Raw genomic sequence first — 15259 nt, forward strand, 5'->3', positions numbered from 1 at the left:
AATCCTTTTAGAGTTTGATGTTTTGCGGAACGAGCCAATCGTAAACCGGCGTCGCGCTACCAGGGATGGCTAGGGCCACGGTGGATCGGAAGACGCCGCGCGGCATGTCTTCATTGGTGTCCGATACTGCTCCGGAGTGAGACCGGACGGCATACATGAGGGTGGTGGAGCCTTCCGCGCCCGCACGGGAAAGCGTGATGTCGATGCCGTTCCCGCTCACCACAGACGATATGACGCCGAAAGCGCCATCCTTGTCCTTGACCCACCATCCGCCGTCACGGCCTGTTGCCTCATCTCCGATCGGCGGCGGGCCGATATAGGCCGGATCAGTGTCGTCTGTCGGATAGCCGACGAGATCGCCGCTTTCGTCGCGTGTCAGTGTCCCGCCGTCTGGCAGGTAGCATTCGACGCGAATGGTGGTGTCAGATTGTTGATTTCCACTGAGAACTGAGCCAACAGGCATCGTCAACTTAACGGAATGTGGAATTCGATGTGCGATGACGGGGCATGCCACATCGTGACCCGCTCTATCGCCGCCATCGCTTTCCCGCTGAAATCATTGCTCACGCCGTGTGGCTTTATTTCCGTTTTCCTCTCAGCCTGCGGATGGTCGAGGACTTGCTGGCTGCCCGTGGGATCATTGTCTCCTATCAAACAATCCGGCAGTGGGCGGAGAAATTCGGCCGCACCTTCGCCAACGAGATCCGCCGTCGATCATCCGGTCAGCTCGGAGATAAATGGCACCTCGATGAGGCCGCCATTTCGATTCGAGGCAAGAAGCACTGGCTGTGGCGTGCCGTTGACCAGGACGGTTTCGTCTTTGAGGTGCTGGTGCAAAGCCGCCGAAATGCCAAGGCGGCCAAACGCCGGAGGCGCAAGCTCTTGAAGAGCCAGGGTCGAGCGCCGCGTGTAATGATAACCGACAAGCTTCGATCTTACGACGCCGCAAAGCGGGAGATCATGCCCGGTGTTGAGCATCGTTCCCACAAAGGCCTGAACAATCGGGCGGAAAATTCTCACCAACCAGTCCGGCGGCGAGAGCGGATCATGAAGCGCTTCAAGTCACCGCGACATCTACAACGCTTCGTCTCCATCCATGACCCGATTGCCAACCTGTTCCACATCCCGCGCCACGACATCACCTCCAGCCATCATCGCGAATTGCGTTCAGCGGCGATGAACCTGTGGGCGAAAATCGCCCGATCATGACCGACGAAATCGGCCAGCGCAGGTTTGCCCTCATTGTAGTTAAGGTTACGATGTCCTCACAGTGGTTGGTCAAGAGCGGTGGGAGTATTTCTACGCCTTCCGCACCATCAAGGAGACGGGGGCGCAGGTTGTTTTTGCCTCCGATTGGCCTGTTGCCGATCTGAACGTGATGCGGGGGCCACGCGTCGATGGTGCGCGCTCCCTATCTGCCGCATTCGCCTGACCAGCGTTTTACGCTTGATGAAGCGCTTCGGGGCTATACGGTTTAAGGTGCCTATGCAGAACACGGTGAGAATCTCAAAGGCAAGCTTAAAGCTGGCATGCTTGCAGACATCGTTGTGCTGTCTGCCGATATTGAGGCTGTGCCGACAAGTGACATTGCCTCAATTCGTCCCATCGTGACGATATTCGGCGGAAGGATAACCTTTTGAGACTGCACAATAGTGGCTCGCATCTGTGTCCACATGACTGGATTGCCTCGCTATGGGTTGCCCGATTTGACGATCGCGTTTGCTAAGGACGATGGCAACCTGGCGCGGCTTGCCGTCCTTTGAGAGATCAAGGAGAGCATCAATCAGGTGCAGCATGCGAGAACTTTTAAATCAGCAACAGGACGTGTATCAGAGTGCTACGTGAACAACTCATCTCCGGGCGTTTTGCACCGGCAACACGTGTAGCCTTGCGTGGTCTCGGCAAGAGCCCCGGAATTGGCCTGAGGCCGATCGGAGAAGCGATCGCCCGCATTATGGGGAAGGGACCCTTGAGATGAGACGGATTGGGCGCTTGTGTGTACTAGAGTTCATTCAGGAGCACGTTGAAGAACTGATCCTGGGTCGTTACAACTTCACGATTCCATCGCATTCTTGATGGAAGGGAGGATACCCTGCGCGCTTCCCGAGCCAGGGTCCTGATCGCCTCAATTGGGGCGGCACAAGCTGGAGAGAGCTGCCGCCAAACACTTTCGCTTTATTAGGTCGCAGATTGGTTTCTGTCCTAAGCTTATCACGAGGAGAACTCTATTGCGTTATATTCGTCCGAGTTCATTAGAGGATGCCATAGGCCTGTTGGCTCAGGCCACCGGCAAGGCGTCAATTCTGGCTGGCGGAAGCGATCTGCTGGTCAAAATGAAGGGCGGTTTTATCGAGCCAGACCTTATCATCGACATCAAAGCCATAGACGCCCTGGGGCACATTCGTGAAAGCGACGATGGTTTCGTCATCGGTGCCGCGGTGCCCTGCGCGGTTCTGGGAGAGAATGCAGCGCTGCGGCGCGCGTGGCCCGGCGTCGTGGAAGGGGCCAAGCTGATCGGCTCCAAGCAGGTGCAGGGGCGCTGCACGATCGTCGGTAACCTCTGCAACGCGTCCCCTGCGGCAGACAGTGTGCCTGCACTCGTGGCAGCAGGCGCCAAGGCTCTGATCAGGGGGCCAGACGGCTCTCGGACAGTCGCCGTGGAAATGGTGCCTGTGGGGCCTGGCAAGACATCACTTCTGCCCGGCGAGATCATCGAATCAATTTTGCTCGACAAGCGTCTGCCAAATTCAGGCGACGCCTACATGCGGTTCACACCGCGCACGGAGATGGATATCGCCGTGGTCAGTGCTGCGATATACCTCACCCTCGACGATCAAGGTATTGTCCAATTTGCGCGCGTCGCGCTTGGCGCTGCGGCGCCGACCGTGCTTGTCGTCGAAGAGGCCGCCGAAATCCTCATCGGTTCGCGTGTCGACGACGGGACGTTGGAGCGCCTTGCGCAGGCCTGTTCCGCCGCTTGTCGTCCGATTGACGACAAGCGAGGCACGATCGAATTCCGAAAAAAGTTGCGGGTGTGCTGGCCAAGCGGGTCGCGCTCACCGCCTATCAACGTGCAGGACAGAAATGATGGCAGGCATAGCAGTTTCGACGACAATTAATGGCGATATTGCCGAGTTCCTTTGTCACCCCGACGAAACGCTGCTTGACGCGTTGCGCGATCGCCTTGGATTGATGGGAGTCAAGGAAGGCTGCGGCACGGGCGACTGCGGCGCCTGCAGTATCATTCTCGACGACCGGCTGGTCTGCTCCTGCCTTGTGCTGGGGGCTGAGGCGGAAGGCAAGCACATCGAGACCGTCGAGGGCATGGCCCAGGGCGACACGCTTCATCCGCTGCAGCAGAAATTCCTTGAACACGCCGCCTTACAATGCGGAATCTGCACACCCGGCTTTTTGATCGCGGCCAAGGATCTGCTAGCCAAGAACCCGGATCCGACCGAAGAGGAAATCCGGTTCGGTCTTGCCGGCAATCTCTGTCGTTGCACTGGCTATGACAAGATCGTGCGCGCCGTTCAGGATGCCGCAAGCGTGATGAGAGGGGCATGACCATGAATTTCGATCCAACACACGCCAAGCACAGCTTCTCCTCCGTTGGCACTCGCCCCATCCGGCCGGATGGGGTCGACAAGGTGACAGGTCGCGCGCGTTATGGTGCGGACTTCAATATGCCGGGGCAACTGGTCGGACGCATTCTGCGTAGCCCCCATGCCCATGCGATCATTCGCAAGATCGACACTTCGAAGGCAGAGCAGCTTCCTGGCGTGAAGGCGGTTTTGACAGCGGCGGACTTGCCCGACTTCACCGATGGCGATGCGGCGATGTATGACATTCTCGATAACTGCATGGCCCGAAAGAAGGCGCTCTATGACGGGCATGCCGTGGCCGCCGTGGCGGCGATCGATGCACGCATCGCCAAACAGGCGCTCAAGCTCATCGAGATCGAGTACGAGCTCGTGCCGCACGTCACCGACGTTGACGAAGCCTTTGCCGAGGGTGCCCCGCTCGTCAACGACACGATCATCACGGCGGGGTGGAGCCGAAGCCCGAACGCGCTTCGAATGTCACGATGCGGAGCCAATTCGGCCATGGTGATGTCGAAGCCGGCATGGCAAGGGCCGACTTCGTGGTCGAGCGGACGTTCAAGACCGAACAAACGCATCAGGGTTACATCGAACCCCACGCTTGCGTGGCCAATGTCAGTTCCGACGGCACGGCGGATCTGTGGGTTTGTACGCAGGGGCATTTTGTCTATCGCCAGCATTGCGCACAACTGCTGGGCATCGATGCGTCCAGATTGCGGGTGACCGCGTCTGAAATCGGCGGCGGCTTCGGGGGTAAGACCCATGTCTGGGCTGAACCGGTGGCGCTTGCGCTGTCGCGCAAGGCAGGCCGCCCGGTCAAGCTGGTCATGACGCGTGACGAGGTGTTTCGCGCGTCGGGCCCGACAAGTGCCACATCGATCGACGTGAAGATCGGCGCCTTGAAGGATGGAACGATCGTCGCCGCCGACGCGACACTTCGCTATTCTTGCGGCCCCTATACCGGGGCGTGGGCGGAGACCGGCGCGATGACTGCATTTGCCTGCTACAAGCTCGAAAATGTCAGGACTGTCGGTTACGAAGTGCTGGTCAACAGGCCAAAGACTGCGGCCTACCGCGCGCCTTCCGCGCCGATGGCAGCCTTTGCGGTGGAAAGCGCCATCGACGAACTTGCCAAAAAGGTCGGCATGGATGCGGTTGACTTCCGTATCCGGAATGCGGCCCAGGAAGGGACCAGGTCCTCATACGGCCCGGTTTACGGTCCGATCGGCATTGGCCCGACACTCGAGGCTGTAAAAAACCACCCGCATATGAAAGCACCGCTTGGGAAGAACCAGGGGCGCGGCATGGCCTGTGGCTTCTGGTTCAACTTTGGGGGCCAGACCTGCGTTGATCTGAATATCGGGATGGACGGCACGATCTCACTCGCCGTCGGCACGGTGGATGTGGGCGGTTCGCGGGCGTCGCTGTCGCTGGTCGCGGCGGAAGAGCTCGGGATCGACTATTCCCATGTCAGAGCGGTGATCGCCGACACGTCAAGTCTCGGCTTTAATGACATGACGGACGGCAGCCGGGGAACCTTCTCATCCTCGATGGCTACCATTTCCGCCGCCCGCAACGCAATCAAAACCCTTCGCGAGCGTGCAGCGCAGATGTGGGACATTCCTGTCGAAGACGTGGCCTGGGAAAAGGGACAGGCTGTTGCCAAGGGGGACTCCCACGGAAATCTTCCGAACCTGCCTCTGAAGGAGATTGCGGCCGCATCGGGCACGACCGGTGGCCCAATCGCCGGTCACAGCGAGCTGGTGGCCGATGGCGCCGGCGTGTCCTTCGCCACCCACATCTGCGATATCGAGGTCGATCCCGAAACAGGGGCCACCAAGGTCCTGCGCTACACCGTCGTGCAGGATGCCGGCAAAGCCGTACATCCGACCTATGTCGAGGGGCAGTACCAGGGTGGTGCCGCGCAAGGCATCGGCTGGGCGCTCAACGAGGAGTATATTTACGGCACGGACGGCAGATTGCAGAATGCTGGCTTTCTCGATTATCGAATTCCCGTGTGTTCTGACCTGCCCATGATCGACACGCAAATTCTCGAAATACCCAATCCCAACCACCCCTATGGGGTTCGAGGCGTGGGAGAGACATCCATCGTGCCGCCGCTCGCGGCGGTGGCCAATGCGGTGTCCAATGCCGTGGGCGTCAGAATGCAGCACATTCCAATGTCGCCGCCGCGAATCCTGGCGGCGCTCGAAGCGTAAGGAGAGCACATGGTCGAGGTGACGCTCTGGGGCTCGCTTGCGGCAGCGGCGGGGGCCATAGCAAGGTCGAGATCGAGGCAAGGACCATCAGGGAACTGTTCAAAAGATTGAGCGAACGGTTCCCTGGGCTTGAGCCACTGATGGATCGCGGAATTGCGGTGGCGATCGACGGGACCATCTATCGTGACACCTGGTCGAAGAAACTGCCGACGGGAGCGGAAATCTATCTGCTGCCGAGGCTGGCGGGTGGCTGAAGATTCCACCGCGACCGCATATTGCTTGATCGAAACCATCCACACTGGATACGGCTTCATCGTTGCATTTGGAGCTTTCCTTGACGAATATCACCAGCCTGTCTGCCACCGAGTTGTCTGCCGCCATCCATGCCCGGCGTTATACCTGCGTTTCGGTTATGGGCGCCTTCCTCGCACGAATTGCAACCATCAACCCGGTCATCAACGCGATCGTCAGCTTGCGCGATGCAGATGCGCTCCTTGCGGAGGCTACAGCCGCAGATCGCGAGCTTGACCAAGGTCACTCGCGCGGCTTCCTCCACGGCATGCCCTTCGCGATCAAGGATCTGTCTGAGGCCAGGGGCATTCGTTGCACCTATGGCTCGCCGCTCTACCGAGATTTCGTGCCCGATTTCGATGACATCCATGTCGAACGCATCCGTGCGGCCGGGGCCATCATTATCGGCAAGACCAATGCGCCGGAGAAGGGGCTCGGCTCGCACAGCTACAATCCGGTTTTCGGTGTGACCTGCAATCCCTACGACCCGACGAAAAGTGCTGGCGGTTCCAGCGGTGGCGCGGCGGCAGGGCTGGCTGCGCGGATCCTGCCGCTGGCCGATGGCAGCGACATGATGGGTTCGCTGCGCAATCCAGCAGCCTTCAACAATGTCATCGGCATGCGTCCGAGTTTTGGCCGCATACCCGCGCTCGACAACGAGCTCTATCTTGGCCATCTCGCTGTCAATGGTCCGATGGGGCGCTCTGTCGCCGATGTCGCAGCCCTGCTCGACATCCAGTCGGGCTATGATCCCCGCGACCCCGCAAGCCTGCCGAAGGAGGATTTTGCGGGCGTCCGTCCAAAAGATGCGCGCGGTCTGCGCCTTGGCTGGCTGGGCGATTTCGGCGGCTACCTGCCCTTCGAACCGGGTGTTCTGCACCTTTGCGAGACGGCGCTGGAACGCTTCCGCTCCGTCGGCGCGACCGTGGAGACGGTTGACAACACCTTCGACATGGCCCGGCTTTGGCAGGCATGGAAAACCTACCGCCACTTCCTTGTCGCCAACGGCAATGCCGCTGACTATGCCGATCCAAACAGACGCGCGCTGCTGAAGCCGGAACTCATCTGGGAGATCGAAAGCGGGCAGGGGCTATCGGCCAGCGAGGTCCATGCTGCATCCTTGATCCGCAGCGACTGGTATCGCCACATGTTGACGCTGTTTGTCCGCTACGATTTCCTGATCCTTCCATCGGCCCAGGTCTTTCCTTTCGACGTCGATTTGCACTGGCCGAGCGAGATCGCCGGACGTCGGATGGATACTTATCATAGATGGATGGAGGTTGTGATCGGTCCGACCATGGCTGGCCTACCCGTCGCCGCGATGCCGACCGGCTTCGGTGCGGCGGGCTTGCCCACGGGCATCCAGATCATCGGACGCCCCCGCGCGGATCGCGCTGTGCTGGAACTGGCCATGGCCTATGAATATCTATGCGGGGCTTGGGTATTCCCCGAAGCCTTTCACTAGTCCTGCCGCGGCAAGCAGCTCTGCGGAAACATCCGCGGCGCGCCGCTTTTGAACCAGGCCTTGGCAATTTTTCCAAGTTCTATTTCGCAAAGACAGACACCATCGACGTCTCCCTTGCCCTTCGAAAATGTCCTCGTGACGGTTTCGTGGTCGATAACCAGATCGCCGACAACGATCCGGGTCAGCAAACGCGCGTGCAAATCCGGCTCCTTGAACCGCTCAATGTGACGGTCCCTAATTTCGATCGTTGAGCAGTAAGCATTCGCCGAAGGCCGCAGTTTCAGGCCTTCTTTCGCGTTCGGCGTTTCCATTTCGCAGCCAGAGCTTCGACGTTTTTGCCGAGACTTCTGGAATCGACCTCTCCGGGGTCGTAGTCTGAGCTTCCCCACCATTCGAGCAGTTCTTGATGTCGCTCATGGTTGACGTCGGCAAGAGCCTCGCGGAACTCTTCATAGCCCCAAGGGCCGCCAACATCCTCCGGAGGACACCGTCCGACAACCTCGAGAAGGAATGGATCGTCAAAGCCGGCCGTCGCTGGAAAGATCTTTTCGATTTTCACGGTGTGCGTCCAGCCGTCGCCGAAGTCATAGAGGTACTTGAATGATTTCGCGCCGATATCTTCGATGGCAGCAAGAAGCGTTTCCTTGCGTGCATCGATGGGACCATCAAAGTCACCATCAGGCACGCCAAACCCGATGTCACGGATCCTGAACTCATACAGATGACTGTTGGTCCAACCGAAAGCCTCCTGAAGAACTTCATGAAGCCGGTCAAGCCGAATGCGGAATGGGACGACAACGCGCCGCATCACCAAGGGATCAACGTCATCGAGCGTGATCTTCAAGCGAACGAGAGGACCTGCCATCAGGCTGCCTGCCTCAGTGGCGAGGTCTTGGTTTTCCGCCAATTCCAGGGAGAAGCTCATCAAGGCGGCTGGCTGGATGATCGGCGATGCGGGCGAGAACATCGGCAAGCCAAGCCTGTGGGTCAATGCGGTTCATTTTCGCGGTGACGATCAGGCTGTACATGGCCGCTGCCCTTTGTCCTCCGCGATCGGAACCGGCAAATAGCCAGGCTTTTCGTCCGAGCGCCACACCGCGCAGAGAGCGCTCCGCGCAATTGTTCGACAGGCAGATACGCCCGTCGTCGAGGAAGCGGGTGAAGGATTCCCAACGGTTCAGCATGTAGTCAAACGCCTTTGCCAAGTCATTGTCGCGCGGCAACCGGGCGCGGTGTTCGCGTATCCATATCTCCATGTCGCCGATCAGCGGTTTTGACAACTGCTGGCGGATTGCCTTTCGTTCATCTGCAGTGCGGCCATTGATATGGCGTTCGATTTCGAACAATGCGTCGATCCGCTGCACCATGTTCAAGGCGACCGGCGAGATGACGGCGGCACCTTTACCCTGCGCTTTTCGGCGCGCGTTGGCCTCCAGATCGGCTTGCGCAAAGAATGGTCGTCTGGCATGCGCCCAACACGCCGCCTCATGAATCGGGCCCGGACTTCGATCAGGAAGATAAAGCTGGCCATAGCCCGTATAGGCATCCGCCTGAAGGATACCGCTATAGTTGGCCAGATGCGCCTGTGGATGTTCGCCGGCCCGGTCCCGGGAATAATAGAACATCGCCGACGGAGGCGCCGTACCGCCAAACGGAGCATCGTCCTTGACATAGCTCCATATCCGACCGGTGACGGTCTTGCCGAGAGCGAGAACCGGCACGGTCGTGTCATCACCGTGGATCCGTTCAGACGCGAACGTATGGCTTTCAATCCGCCGCACCAGCGGGTCAAGGACCTGGCAGCACGCGCCAATCGCGTCTGCTGCAGTCGACAGACTGATCGGCACACCTTCCAGGGCAAAACGTTCGACCTGGCGATTGAGGGGAATGTGCTGGCCGAACTTGTCGCAGAGCATCATCGCCAAAAAGCTCGGACCAGCCCACCCTCTCGGTATGACATGGAAGGGTGCAGGTGCCTGGCTGATCTTCTCGCAGTCACGGCAGGTGAACTTTTCCCGCACCGTCTGAATGACCTTCCAGCTCCGCGGTACGCTCTCCATCGTTTCGGTGATGTCTTCGCCGAGCTTGCGAAGCCGTTCACCGCCACAGCAACTGCAGGTAACCGGGCCTGGCACCACGGCACGCTCACGCGGCAGATGTTCCGGAAATGGCTTCTTGACCGGCCGCTTGCGCGTAAAGCCGGTGACCGCAACCGCTGCAGCAACGGCCATTTCGGCGGCAAGCTCATCTTCGGTCGCCGTCGCTTCGGCGTCCTCAAGCATCAGCTCCATCTGCGCAATCAGCCGTGCCGTACGTTCCGACTTCTGACCGCGCAGTTCCCGTTGCAGCTTTTCGATATAGACTTTCTGGCGAAGAATGATGGCCTGATCGTCGGCCTCCTTGGCCTTGGCAACAGCCAATTCGGCCAAGGCTGTAGCCCGTTCCGCCCGCGCTGTCGCCAGCTCTGCCTCCAGGGCAGCGGCATGATCACGGTGATTTTCCGAGCCGGTTTCCATGCTCGAACTCAATCACAAAACCACTGATTTGCATAGGTTTTCTTGATGCCAATGGCGGCAAATCCCGCCCAAAAACACTATCCAGCGCTCGTCGGGCGCCATGTCTGCTGCGGGTTTCGCCAGTCAATTCCCTCAAGCAAATAGGACATCTGGCCAGCCGTCAGCGCAATCGCTCCACCCTCCGTCGTCGGCCAAATGAAACGGCCGCGCTCGAGCCGCTTTGCGTATAGCGAAAGCCCAATTCCGTCATGCCAAAGAGCCTTGATCAGCCGGCCGCTTTTCCCGCGGAAGACAAAAACGTCACCCTTGAACGGGTCTCGACCCAGACCTTCCTGCACGATCAGAGCCAGGCCCTGCATTCCCTTGCGCATATCGCAATGGCCGCTCGCAATCCAAACCCGCACGCTCGAACTGATCGGGATCATTTGAGCGCACGCATCACTGCTGCGGCAAGATCACAAGGCGCCCCGGACGCAATCCTCACCTTGATACCGTTCGCAAAGTCCACAACGATGGTCGCCGCACCACCATCGCCGTCGCCAGGAACGTCCAGGACAGTCGCTGGCACGAAAGCCGGCCCAACTTTCACAGACAGCGCTTGGCGCCGCCACGTGTAGAGCAGCCCCGTCGAAACATCAAAACGACGCGCTACTGCCGAGACATTTGCCCCCGGAGCAAATGCTGCTTCCAGAATTTCCAGCCGTTCATCCGGTGACCAACGACGACGCCGTTCTTGACCCGTCAGCAAAATGGCCTGTGCCATAGTTCCTCATTGCGCTCTTAAGTCCACTCTCAAGAGCGCAAAATCACAATCTCGGCAAATCCCCGCAAGGCGGTCCACACCGGAGGGATACGTTGAGAATGAGGCCGTAGCGTTGGTTTCCCGCTAAACAACGCTATCAGACATTTAAGCACGACCGCTAAGGATCGATGGTCTTGCGAATTTTTGGATTCGGCAACGCGACAGCTATTCCCAGAGGGATATTCCCTCTTGCGTTAAGGCTCGTTGCACAGCCGCTCGCTCCTCCAACCGACGTGCATGAGAGGTCCAAGCAGGGTAAGTATTTCGCATGTCAACGGCCATACGATTTCCCCACCTGTAGAATACGAGTAAATACGGATCAACGATTGAATAGGACTCTCCTACGGCCCAATCTCGGTCCGTCAACTTGGATTCTATAAGCGCAAACGCGGAAGCCAAGTGCTCCTTTCCTTTATGAACCAAGGGCTCGTACATAAATTGATCTGGTAAGAAAAAGTCGGCACGCCAGATCATTCGGACGGCGACCGCGTGAACCGCACTCGATAGCCAGTTAAACCATTCGATGGAATGGACGATGTTCTCTGTATCCGCCCCCAGCAGCCGCGCGTCTGGATTCGTCAGGCCCAGGTGAAACAAGATTGCCGGCGCTTCGGTGAGAGTGAAATTGTCGGCAATGAGAACAGGGATTCGCCCTTTCGGGTTTAAGCGGTGAAATTCGTCGGTCTTGGCTTCGGGATGGCCTGGCGACATCAACGCCAGCGAATAGGGCCTTCCTATCTCCTCCATGACGATGTGAGGTGCAAAAGAGCAAGAGCCTGGCGCAGCATGAAGTGTGTAATGCATCAATTCCTCCGAAATCCGCATCTTACCTGTGTCAATCTGTACTGAGTTGCCAACGACGTCTTGCTGGTTTGAAAGACGCTGAAGTTGGGCGGCTGATGCCCAGCCGGCGCATTTCCCGATAGACGGTGGAGCGCCCAAGCCCAAGCTGTCGGGCGGCTTCAGCCGGAGTTGTTTTTGCCTCGATGAGTTTAATCGCCGCCTCGACCCTCTTCATGTCGAGGGGCTGCCTACCAGGCAACTTTCCTTTTGCCCGCGCGGCCGCGATGCCGTCTTTCGTCCGCTCCGAGATTAGCCGACGCCCGAAATGAGCAATGGCGCCGAAGACATGAAAGATCAGTTCGCCAGCGGCCGAAGACGTGTCGATCTTCTCCTCAAGGCTCAGCAGGTCGATCTGCCGCTCGCGGAGCATCTTTACGGTTTCGAGCAATTCCGCCAGTGACCGGCCGAGCCGATCCAGGCGCACGATCGCAAGTGTGTCGCCGGCACGAGCATAATCGAGTAGTTCCACCAGTCCCGGCCTATCCATGGTTTTGCCCGACTTGATGTCTGTGAACACCTTGATCGCACCGGCTCCTTCAGACGTATCGTTTGACCGGCCACATCCTGATCGCCAGTCGAAACGCGCGCGTAGCCGAGAATGCCAGCCATAAAACTGCCCCCGAAACGGTCGTTCTGTGGACGATCACGAACGGACCAGCTGGCCTATCCTAGCGAAGGATATCCAGCCCTTTACGCTCAACAAGATCGAGAATCTTGATAGCTGTGCTGTTTGGTTTTTTGCTTCCCTGCTCCCACGCGGCAACAGTAATTTTCTTAACGTTGATGAAGCTAGCAAATACAGCTTGGCTTGCCTTCGTCCCCGCTCTGATCTTCTTGATCTCATCGGGAGAATAATCACGCAAAGGAGGGAGGCAAAGCGCGTCGAACTCTCTCATCGTCATGTCATCGACGAAACCTGCTTCGTGCAGTCGCTCAGCAGACTTATGTACGTTCTCCAGTATCCGGCTCATTGCACTCAATCTTCCGTATGGTGTTCTTTTTAATCATCTCAGCGAGCTTTTTGTCGTCAGCGCCCATGTAGACATCGCATAGCTTTCGAAGGGCGGCCTTCTCGTTCTTCTTAATGCTATCAATCTTGTTCTTCGCGAAACCATGAACAAAAATGAGCCTGTCAGCTTGCCGATGGCCAACGATGGTCCGATAATTTCCTGACTTGCCTCGACCCGGCGCGGCAACCCGTGTCTTTAGAAGAAAGCCGACGAGGCCCGCCTCGATCTCTTTTGCGGCCACACACAGCATCGCATCCGTTACGCCGTATTCGATGGCCTAGTTGTTGAGCTCCACATCTTTCAAAACTTCTCACTGGCAATTTGTATATTACTCCGTAATACAGATCTCAAGCCGATTATTGCAATAATTCAAAGAGGCGAACAAGCACGCCCCGAACCGGACGCTGACGCGAGTGATCATGGATGAGAACGGAAAGGACGCCTGGGCAGCTGTCGCCAAGCGTGTCGATCCGAAAGCGCTCCTCATCGCGGACGAACACAAGGCGAACGACGACCTCATCGGCCTTGTCTCCATGCACCGCGTGAACCACAGCCTGCACTTCCAGGAGGACGACGGGACGAATTCCAACGCTATTGAGAGCTTCTTCAGTCGCGTCGAGAAGGGCTACAAGGGCATCAACCACCGCTTCTCCGCCAAGTACCTTGATTGGTACATGGCGATGTTGTCGTGGAAGGAGGACACGCGATACATGGGCCTGCGCTGGCAGTTTGCCGGTCTGCTGAGGACGATCACCTCAAGGCCCACGTCGCGAAACCTCTGCGGATATTGGCAGTGCGCGGCCCCGAAACATCGTCGACCAAGTGTGGGTCCAGGGCGAGCCGCCGAACTAGCGGCTGATCTACCAGGGGTGGCGACGGCCATCCTCGGCGGTACCCGCTTGCCGAACCAGTCCCTGCCTCACCAGACCGTTCAACGTTGCGGAGAACCTGCTGGTGAGGGCGGACTCCAAGCGTGCTGTTTCGCTCCCGAGGCCTGCATCGCGTGCGAACTTCTCGGCAATCTCGGCCGTCGTCGCCGGACGCTCGGAGCGGCGCAGGATGTCGAGCACCGTGTGACGGTTGTTCTTGCCCTTCAGAAGCTCTGTCACGCGACCGCTTGCCGTTCGGCGTGACGAGGCGCGACGTGCCTTCGAAGGCGGCGCAGCCAGTTCAAAGTCAGGATCGCAATCCCTGATCACCGTCTCAAATGCCGCATTCTGATCATCGAGAACGACGATTTCGCGACGCAACACCTCCATCTTGCCGTCGATCTCGGCCGACTTCACTTTCGATTCGTCTACGACTTCCACCATAAGCAACACTCTCGAGGCAGCCTCAGGAGATAGCATCAGCCCTTATCGGAATCTTGTGGCACTTGCTTCATAATGCCCCAATTTCGTCTGACATCGGACCTCCCAATTCAGGATTTCATACCGCACGTCGATAGACTGCCCAATGTGTGCCAACTTCGCTGGCCGGTTGACCATATTCGCTTGAAGCCATGATTGAGAATCTGTCCCTACCCACCCCGCAGGGGAGGAAAAGCCACGCGCTTCGCTGCCCGGGCTGGCGTCGGCTTTTCAGTCCGCAGTTGCCAAGGATGAAACCTCTCCTTGCTGGCTTTTTGCGGCGACGCTGGAATACATGCCAGTGGTGCGGAACTCTGTCGGGCTTGCGCCAAAATAGCGGCGGAAGACCTTGGCGAAATAGTTCGGATCCTCGAAACCCGACATGAGGGAGACCTCCTTGACCGATAGGTCCGCTGCCTGGGTCAAAAGCTTCGTCGCGCGCTGCAAGCGCTTGCGCAATACGAATTCCGCAGGTGGCATGCCCTCGTTTGCGGTAAAGACACGGGAGAAATGGGCTCGGCTCAGGCCGGAAACGTCTGCCAGGGTTTCGACGGGAAGCGGTTTCTCCAGATTGGCTGCGATATAGTCGATAACGTGCTGCATCGTACGATATTCGTGGCTGAATGCTGGATGAGAGCCGAATACATCGTCATAGAGGACCATTGCGGCTTCGTAGGCGATCGCAGAAGCGCTGCCAGGCGCGTCTGCTCCGCCTGAGATCAGCCTGTAGCTGCAGTCTGCAAGCCGCTCGATCGTTTGCGGCTTGAGATTGAGGATGGGTCCGGCCGCAGCCAGGATGGCCTTGTGGATGCGCAGCGCCTCTTCGCCGTTCATCGAAATCCAGAAGAATTCCCACCGGCCGTGCTGCTCCAACCAGTAGCGGTGGTTGTGGGGCACGAGCACCAGCAGTGTCTCGCCCGCGCGCACACGGTAGTTCCGGTTCTCATACCGAAGATTTCCCGCCCCTGCGATGGTGTGCTGCAGGACTGTGAACGGCGTCTGGCCGCGTTTTCGGCCGTCCCAATCATAGCTTGCATCCGTGCGGATTTCGTAACCCGTGCTGGTCGGCATCGTATGCAGGCTATGACGTCCCCGCGGCAGTGAAACTGTCCGCATGACGGAGCCATTTTCGATGAGACGATTAAGCATATAATTACCCATGAAA

16 protein-coding genes and 4 pseudogenes are annotated in these 15259 nt (G+C 58.4%); 7 read left to right on the plus strand and 13 right to left on the minus strand.

What is annotated here, in order from left to right:
• Positions 1 to 7: 7 nt before the first annotated feature.
• On the minus strand, positions 8 to 463 hold the full coding sequence (locus tag P6U16_RS22210; RefSeq protein WP_277704517.1) for a hypothetical protein: 456 nt from the start codon (positions 461 to 463) through the stop codon (positions 8 to 10).
• A gap of 44 nt (positions 464 to 507) precedes the next feature.
• Between P6U16_RS22210 and P6U16_RS22215 the strand changes: the two genes are divergently transcribed.
• The 7 genes and pseudogenes from P6U16_RS22215 to P6U16_RS22245 all read left to right on the plus strand — a co-directional run bounded on the left by P6U16_RS22215 (position 508) and on the right by P6U16_RS22245 (position 7574).
• The gene (locus P6U16_RS22215) at positions 508 to 1209 is read left to right on the plus strand and encodes an IS6 family transposase (RefSeq protein ID WP_277704518.1); all 702 of its coding nucleotides are present in this window, start codon (positions 508 to 510) and stop codon (positions 1207 to 1209) included.
• 61 nt (positions 1210 to 1270) lie between these two features.
• Positions 1271 to 1432 carry a hypothetical protein gene (locus tag P6U16_RS22220; RefSeq protein ID WP_277704519.1) on the plus strand — a complete coding sequence of 54 codons (162 nt, stop codon included), beginning with the start codon at positions 1271 to 1273 and terminating at the stop codon, positions 1430 to 1432.
• Between the two features lie 796 nt (positions 1433 to 2228).
• A pseudogene (locus tag P6U16_RS22225) lies at positions 2229 to 3088 on the plus strand (xanthine dehydrogenase family protein subunit M).
• Positions 3088 to 3564 carry a (2Fe-2S)-binding protein gene (locus P6U16_RS22230; protein ID WP_277704860.1) on the plus strand — a complete coding sequence of 159 codons (477 nt, stop codon included), beginning with the start codon at positions 3088 to 3090 and terminating at the stop codon, positions 3562 to 3564. Before P6U16_RS22225 ends, P6U16_RS22230 begins: the two are co-directional and overlap by 1 nt.
• 2 nt (positions 3565 to 3566) lie before the next feature.
• A pseudogene (locus tag P6U16_RS22235) lies at positions 3567 to 5818 on the plus strand (xanthine dehydrogenase family protein molybdopterin-binding subunit).
• 9 nt (positions 5819 to 5827) lie between these two features.
• Positions 5828 to 6072: pseudogene (locus P6U16_RS28470) on the plus strand (MoaD/ThiS family protein).
• 80 nt (positions 6073 to 6152) lie between these two features.
• Positions 6153 to 7574, plus strand: a complete 1422-nt coding sequence (locus P6U16_RS22245) for an amidase (RefSeq protein WP_277704521.1) — start codon at positions 6153 to 6155, stop codon at positions 7572 to 7574.
• On the opposite strand, the gene P6U16_RS22250 is transcribed toward P6U16_RS22245, so the two are convergent.
• The 12 genes and pseudogenes from P6U16_RS22250 to P6U16_RS22305 all read right to left on the minus strand — a co-directional run bounded on the left by P6U16_RS22250 (position 7571) and on the right by P6U16_RS22305 (position 15255).
• Positions 7571 to 7774 (minus strand): hypothetical protein, encoded by a 204-nt coding sequence (locus P6U16_RS22250; RefSeq protein WP_277704522.1) that lies wholly within the window; start codon positions 7772 to 7774, stop codon positions 7571 to 7573. The genes P6U16_RS22245 and P6U16_RS22250 overlap by 4 nt on opposite strands.
• An 80-nt stretch (positions 7775 to 7854) precedes the next feature.
• On the minus strand, positions 7855 to 8439 hold the full coding sequence (locus P6U16_RS22255; RefSeq protein ID WP_277700675.1) for a plasmid pRiA4b ORF-3 family protein: 585 nt from the start codon (positions 8437 to 8439) through the stop codon (positions 7855 to 7857).
• Positions 8439 to 10090, minus strand: a protein-coding gene (locus P6U16_RS22260) for an IS66 family transposase (protein WP_277702652.1) whose coding sequence is annotated in 2 segments (ribosomal slippage) — positions 8439 to 8491 and positions 8491 to 10090 — 1653 coding nt in all. Because the reading frame shifts where the segments join, the coding sequence is not laid out codon by codon here. Before P6U16_RS22260 ends, P6U16_RS22255 begins: the two co-directional genes overlap by 1 nt.
• Before the next feature lie 77 nt (positions 10091 to 10167).
• On the minus strand, positions 10168 to 10515 hold the full coding sequence (gene tnpB, locus P6U16_RS22265) for an IS66 family insertion sequence element accessory protein TnpB (RefSeq protein ID WP_277700677.1): 348 nt from the start codon (positions 10513 to 10515) through the stop codon (positions 10168 to 10170).
• Positions 10512 to 10853: a transposase gene (locus P6U16_RS22270; RefSeq protein WP_277700678.1), complete on the minus strand. Its 342-nt coding sequence runs from the start codon at positions 10851 to 10853 to the stop codon at positions 10512 to 10514. The genes tnpB and P6U16_RS22270 overlap by 4 nt, the downstream gene beginning before the upstream one ends.
• A gap of 204 nt (positions 10854 to 11057) precedes the next feature.
• Positions 11058 to 11696, minus strand: a complete 639-nt coding sequence (locus P6U16_RS22275) for a glutathione binding-like protein (RefSeq protein ID WP_277704523.1) — start codon at positions 11694 to 11696, stop codon at positions 11058 to 11060.
• A 31-nt stretch (positions 11697 to 11727) separates the two neighbouring features.
• Positions 11728 to 12344: pseudogene (locus P6U16_RS22280) on the minus strand (recombinase family protein).
• Between the two features lie 59 nt (positions 12345 to 12403).
• Entirely contained in the window at positions 12404 to 12706 is a 303-nt protein-coding gene (locus tag P6U16_RS22285) for a transcriptional regulator (protein WP_277704524.1), read from the minus strand.
• Positions 12678 to 13019, minus strand: a complete 342-nt coding sequence (locus P6U16_RS22290; protein ID WP_277704861.1) for a type II toxin-antitoxin system RelE/ParE family toxin — start codon at positions 13017 to 13019, stop codon at positions 12678 to 12680. The genes P6U16_RS22285 and P6U16_RS22290 overlap by 29 nt, the downstream gene beginning before the upstream one ends.
• Positions 13020 to 13101: 82 nt before the next feature.
• Entirely contained in the window at positions 13102 to 13389 is a 288-nt protein-coding gene (locus P6U16_RS22295) for a hypothetical protein (protein WP_277704525.1), read from the minus strand.
• Positions 13390 to 13605: 216 nt separating this feature from the next.
• Positions 13606 to 14058: a hypothetical protein gene (locus tag P6U16_RS22300; RefSeq protein ID WP_277704526.1), complete on the minus strand. Its 453-nt coding sequence runs from the start codon at positions 14056 to 14058 to the stop codon at positions 13606 to 13608.
• A 267-nt stretch (positions 14059 to 14325) separates the two neighbouring features.
• Positions 14326 to 15255 carry an AraC family transcriptional regulator gene (locus P6U16_RS22305; protein ID WP_277704527.1) on the minus strand — a complete coding sequence of 310 codons (930 nt, stop codon included), beginning with the start codon at positions 15253 to 15255 and terminating at the stop codon, positions 14326 to 14328.
• Between the last annotated feature and the right edge of the window lie 4 nt (positions 15256 to 15259).

This window comes from Rhizobium sp. 32-5/1, from assembly GCF_029537235.1.
Lineage (GTDB): Bacteria > Pseudomonadota > Alphaproteobacteria > Rhizobiales > Rhizobiaceae > Pararhizobium.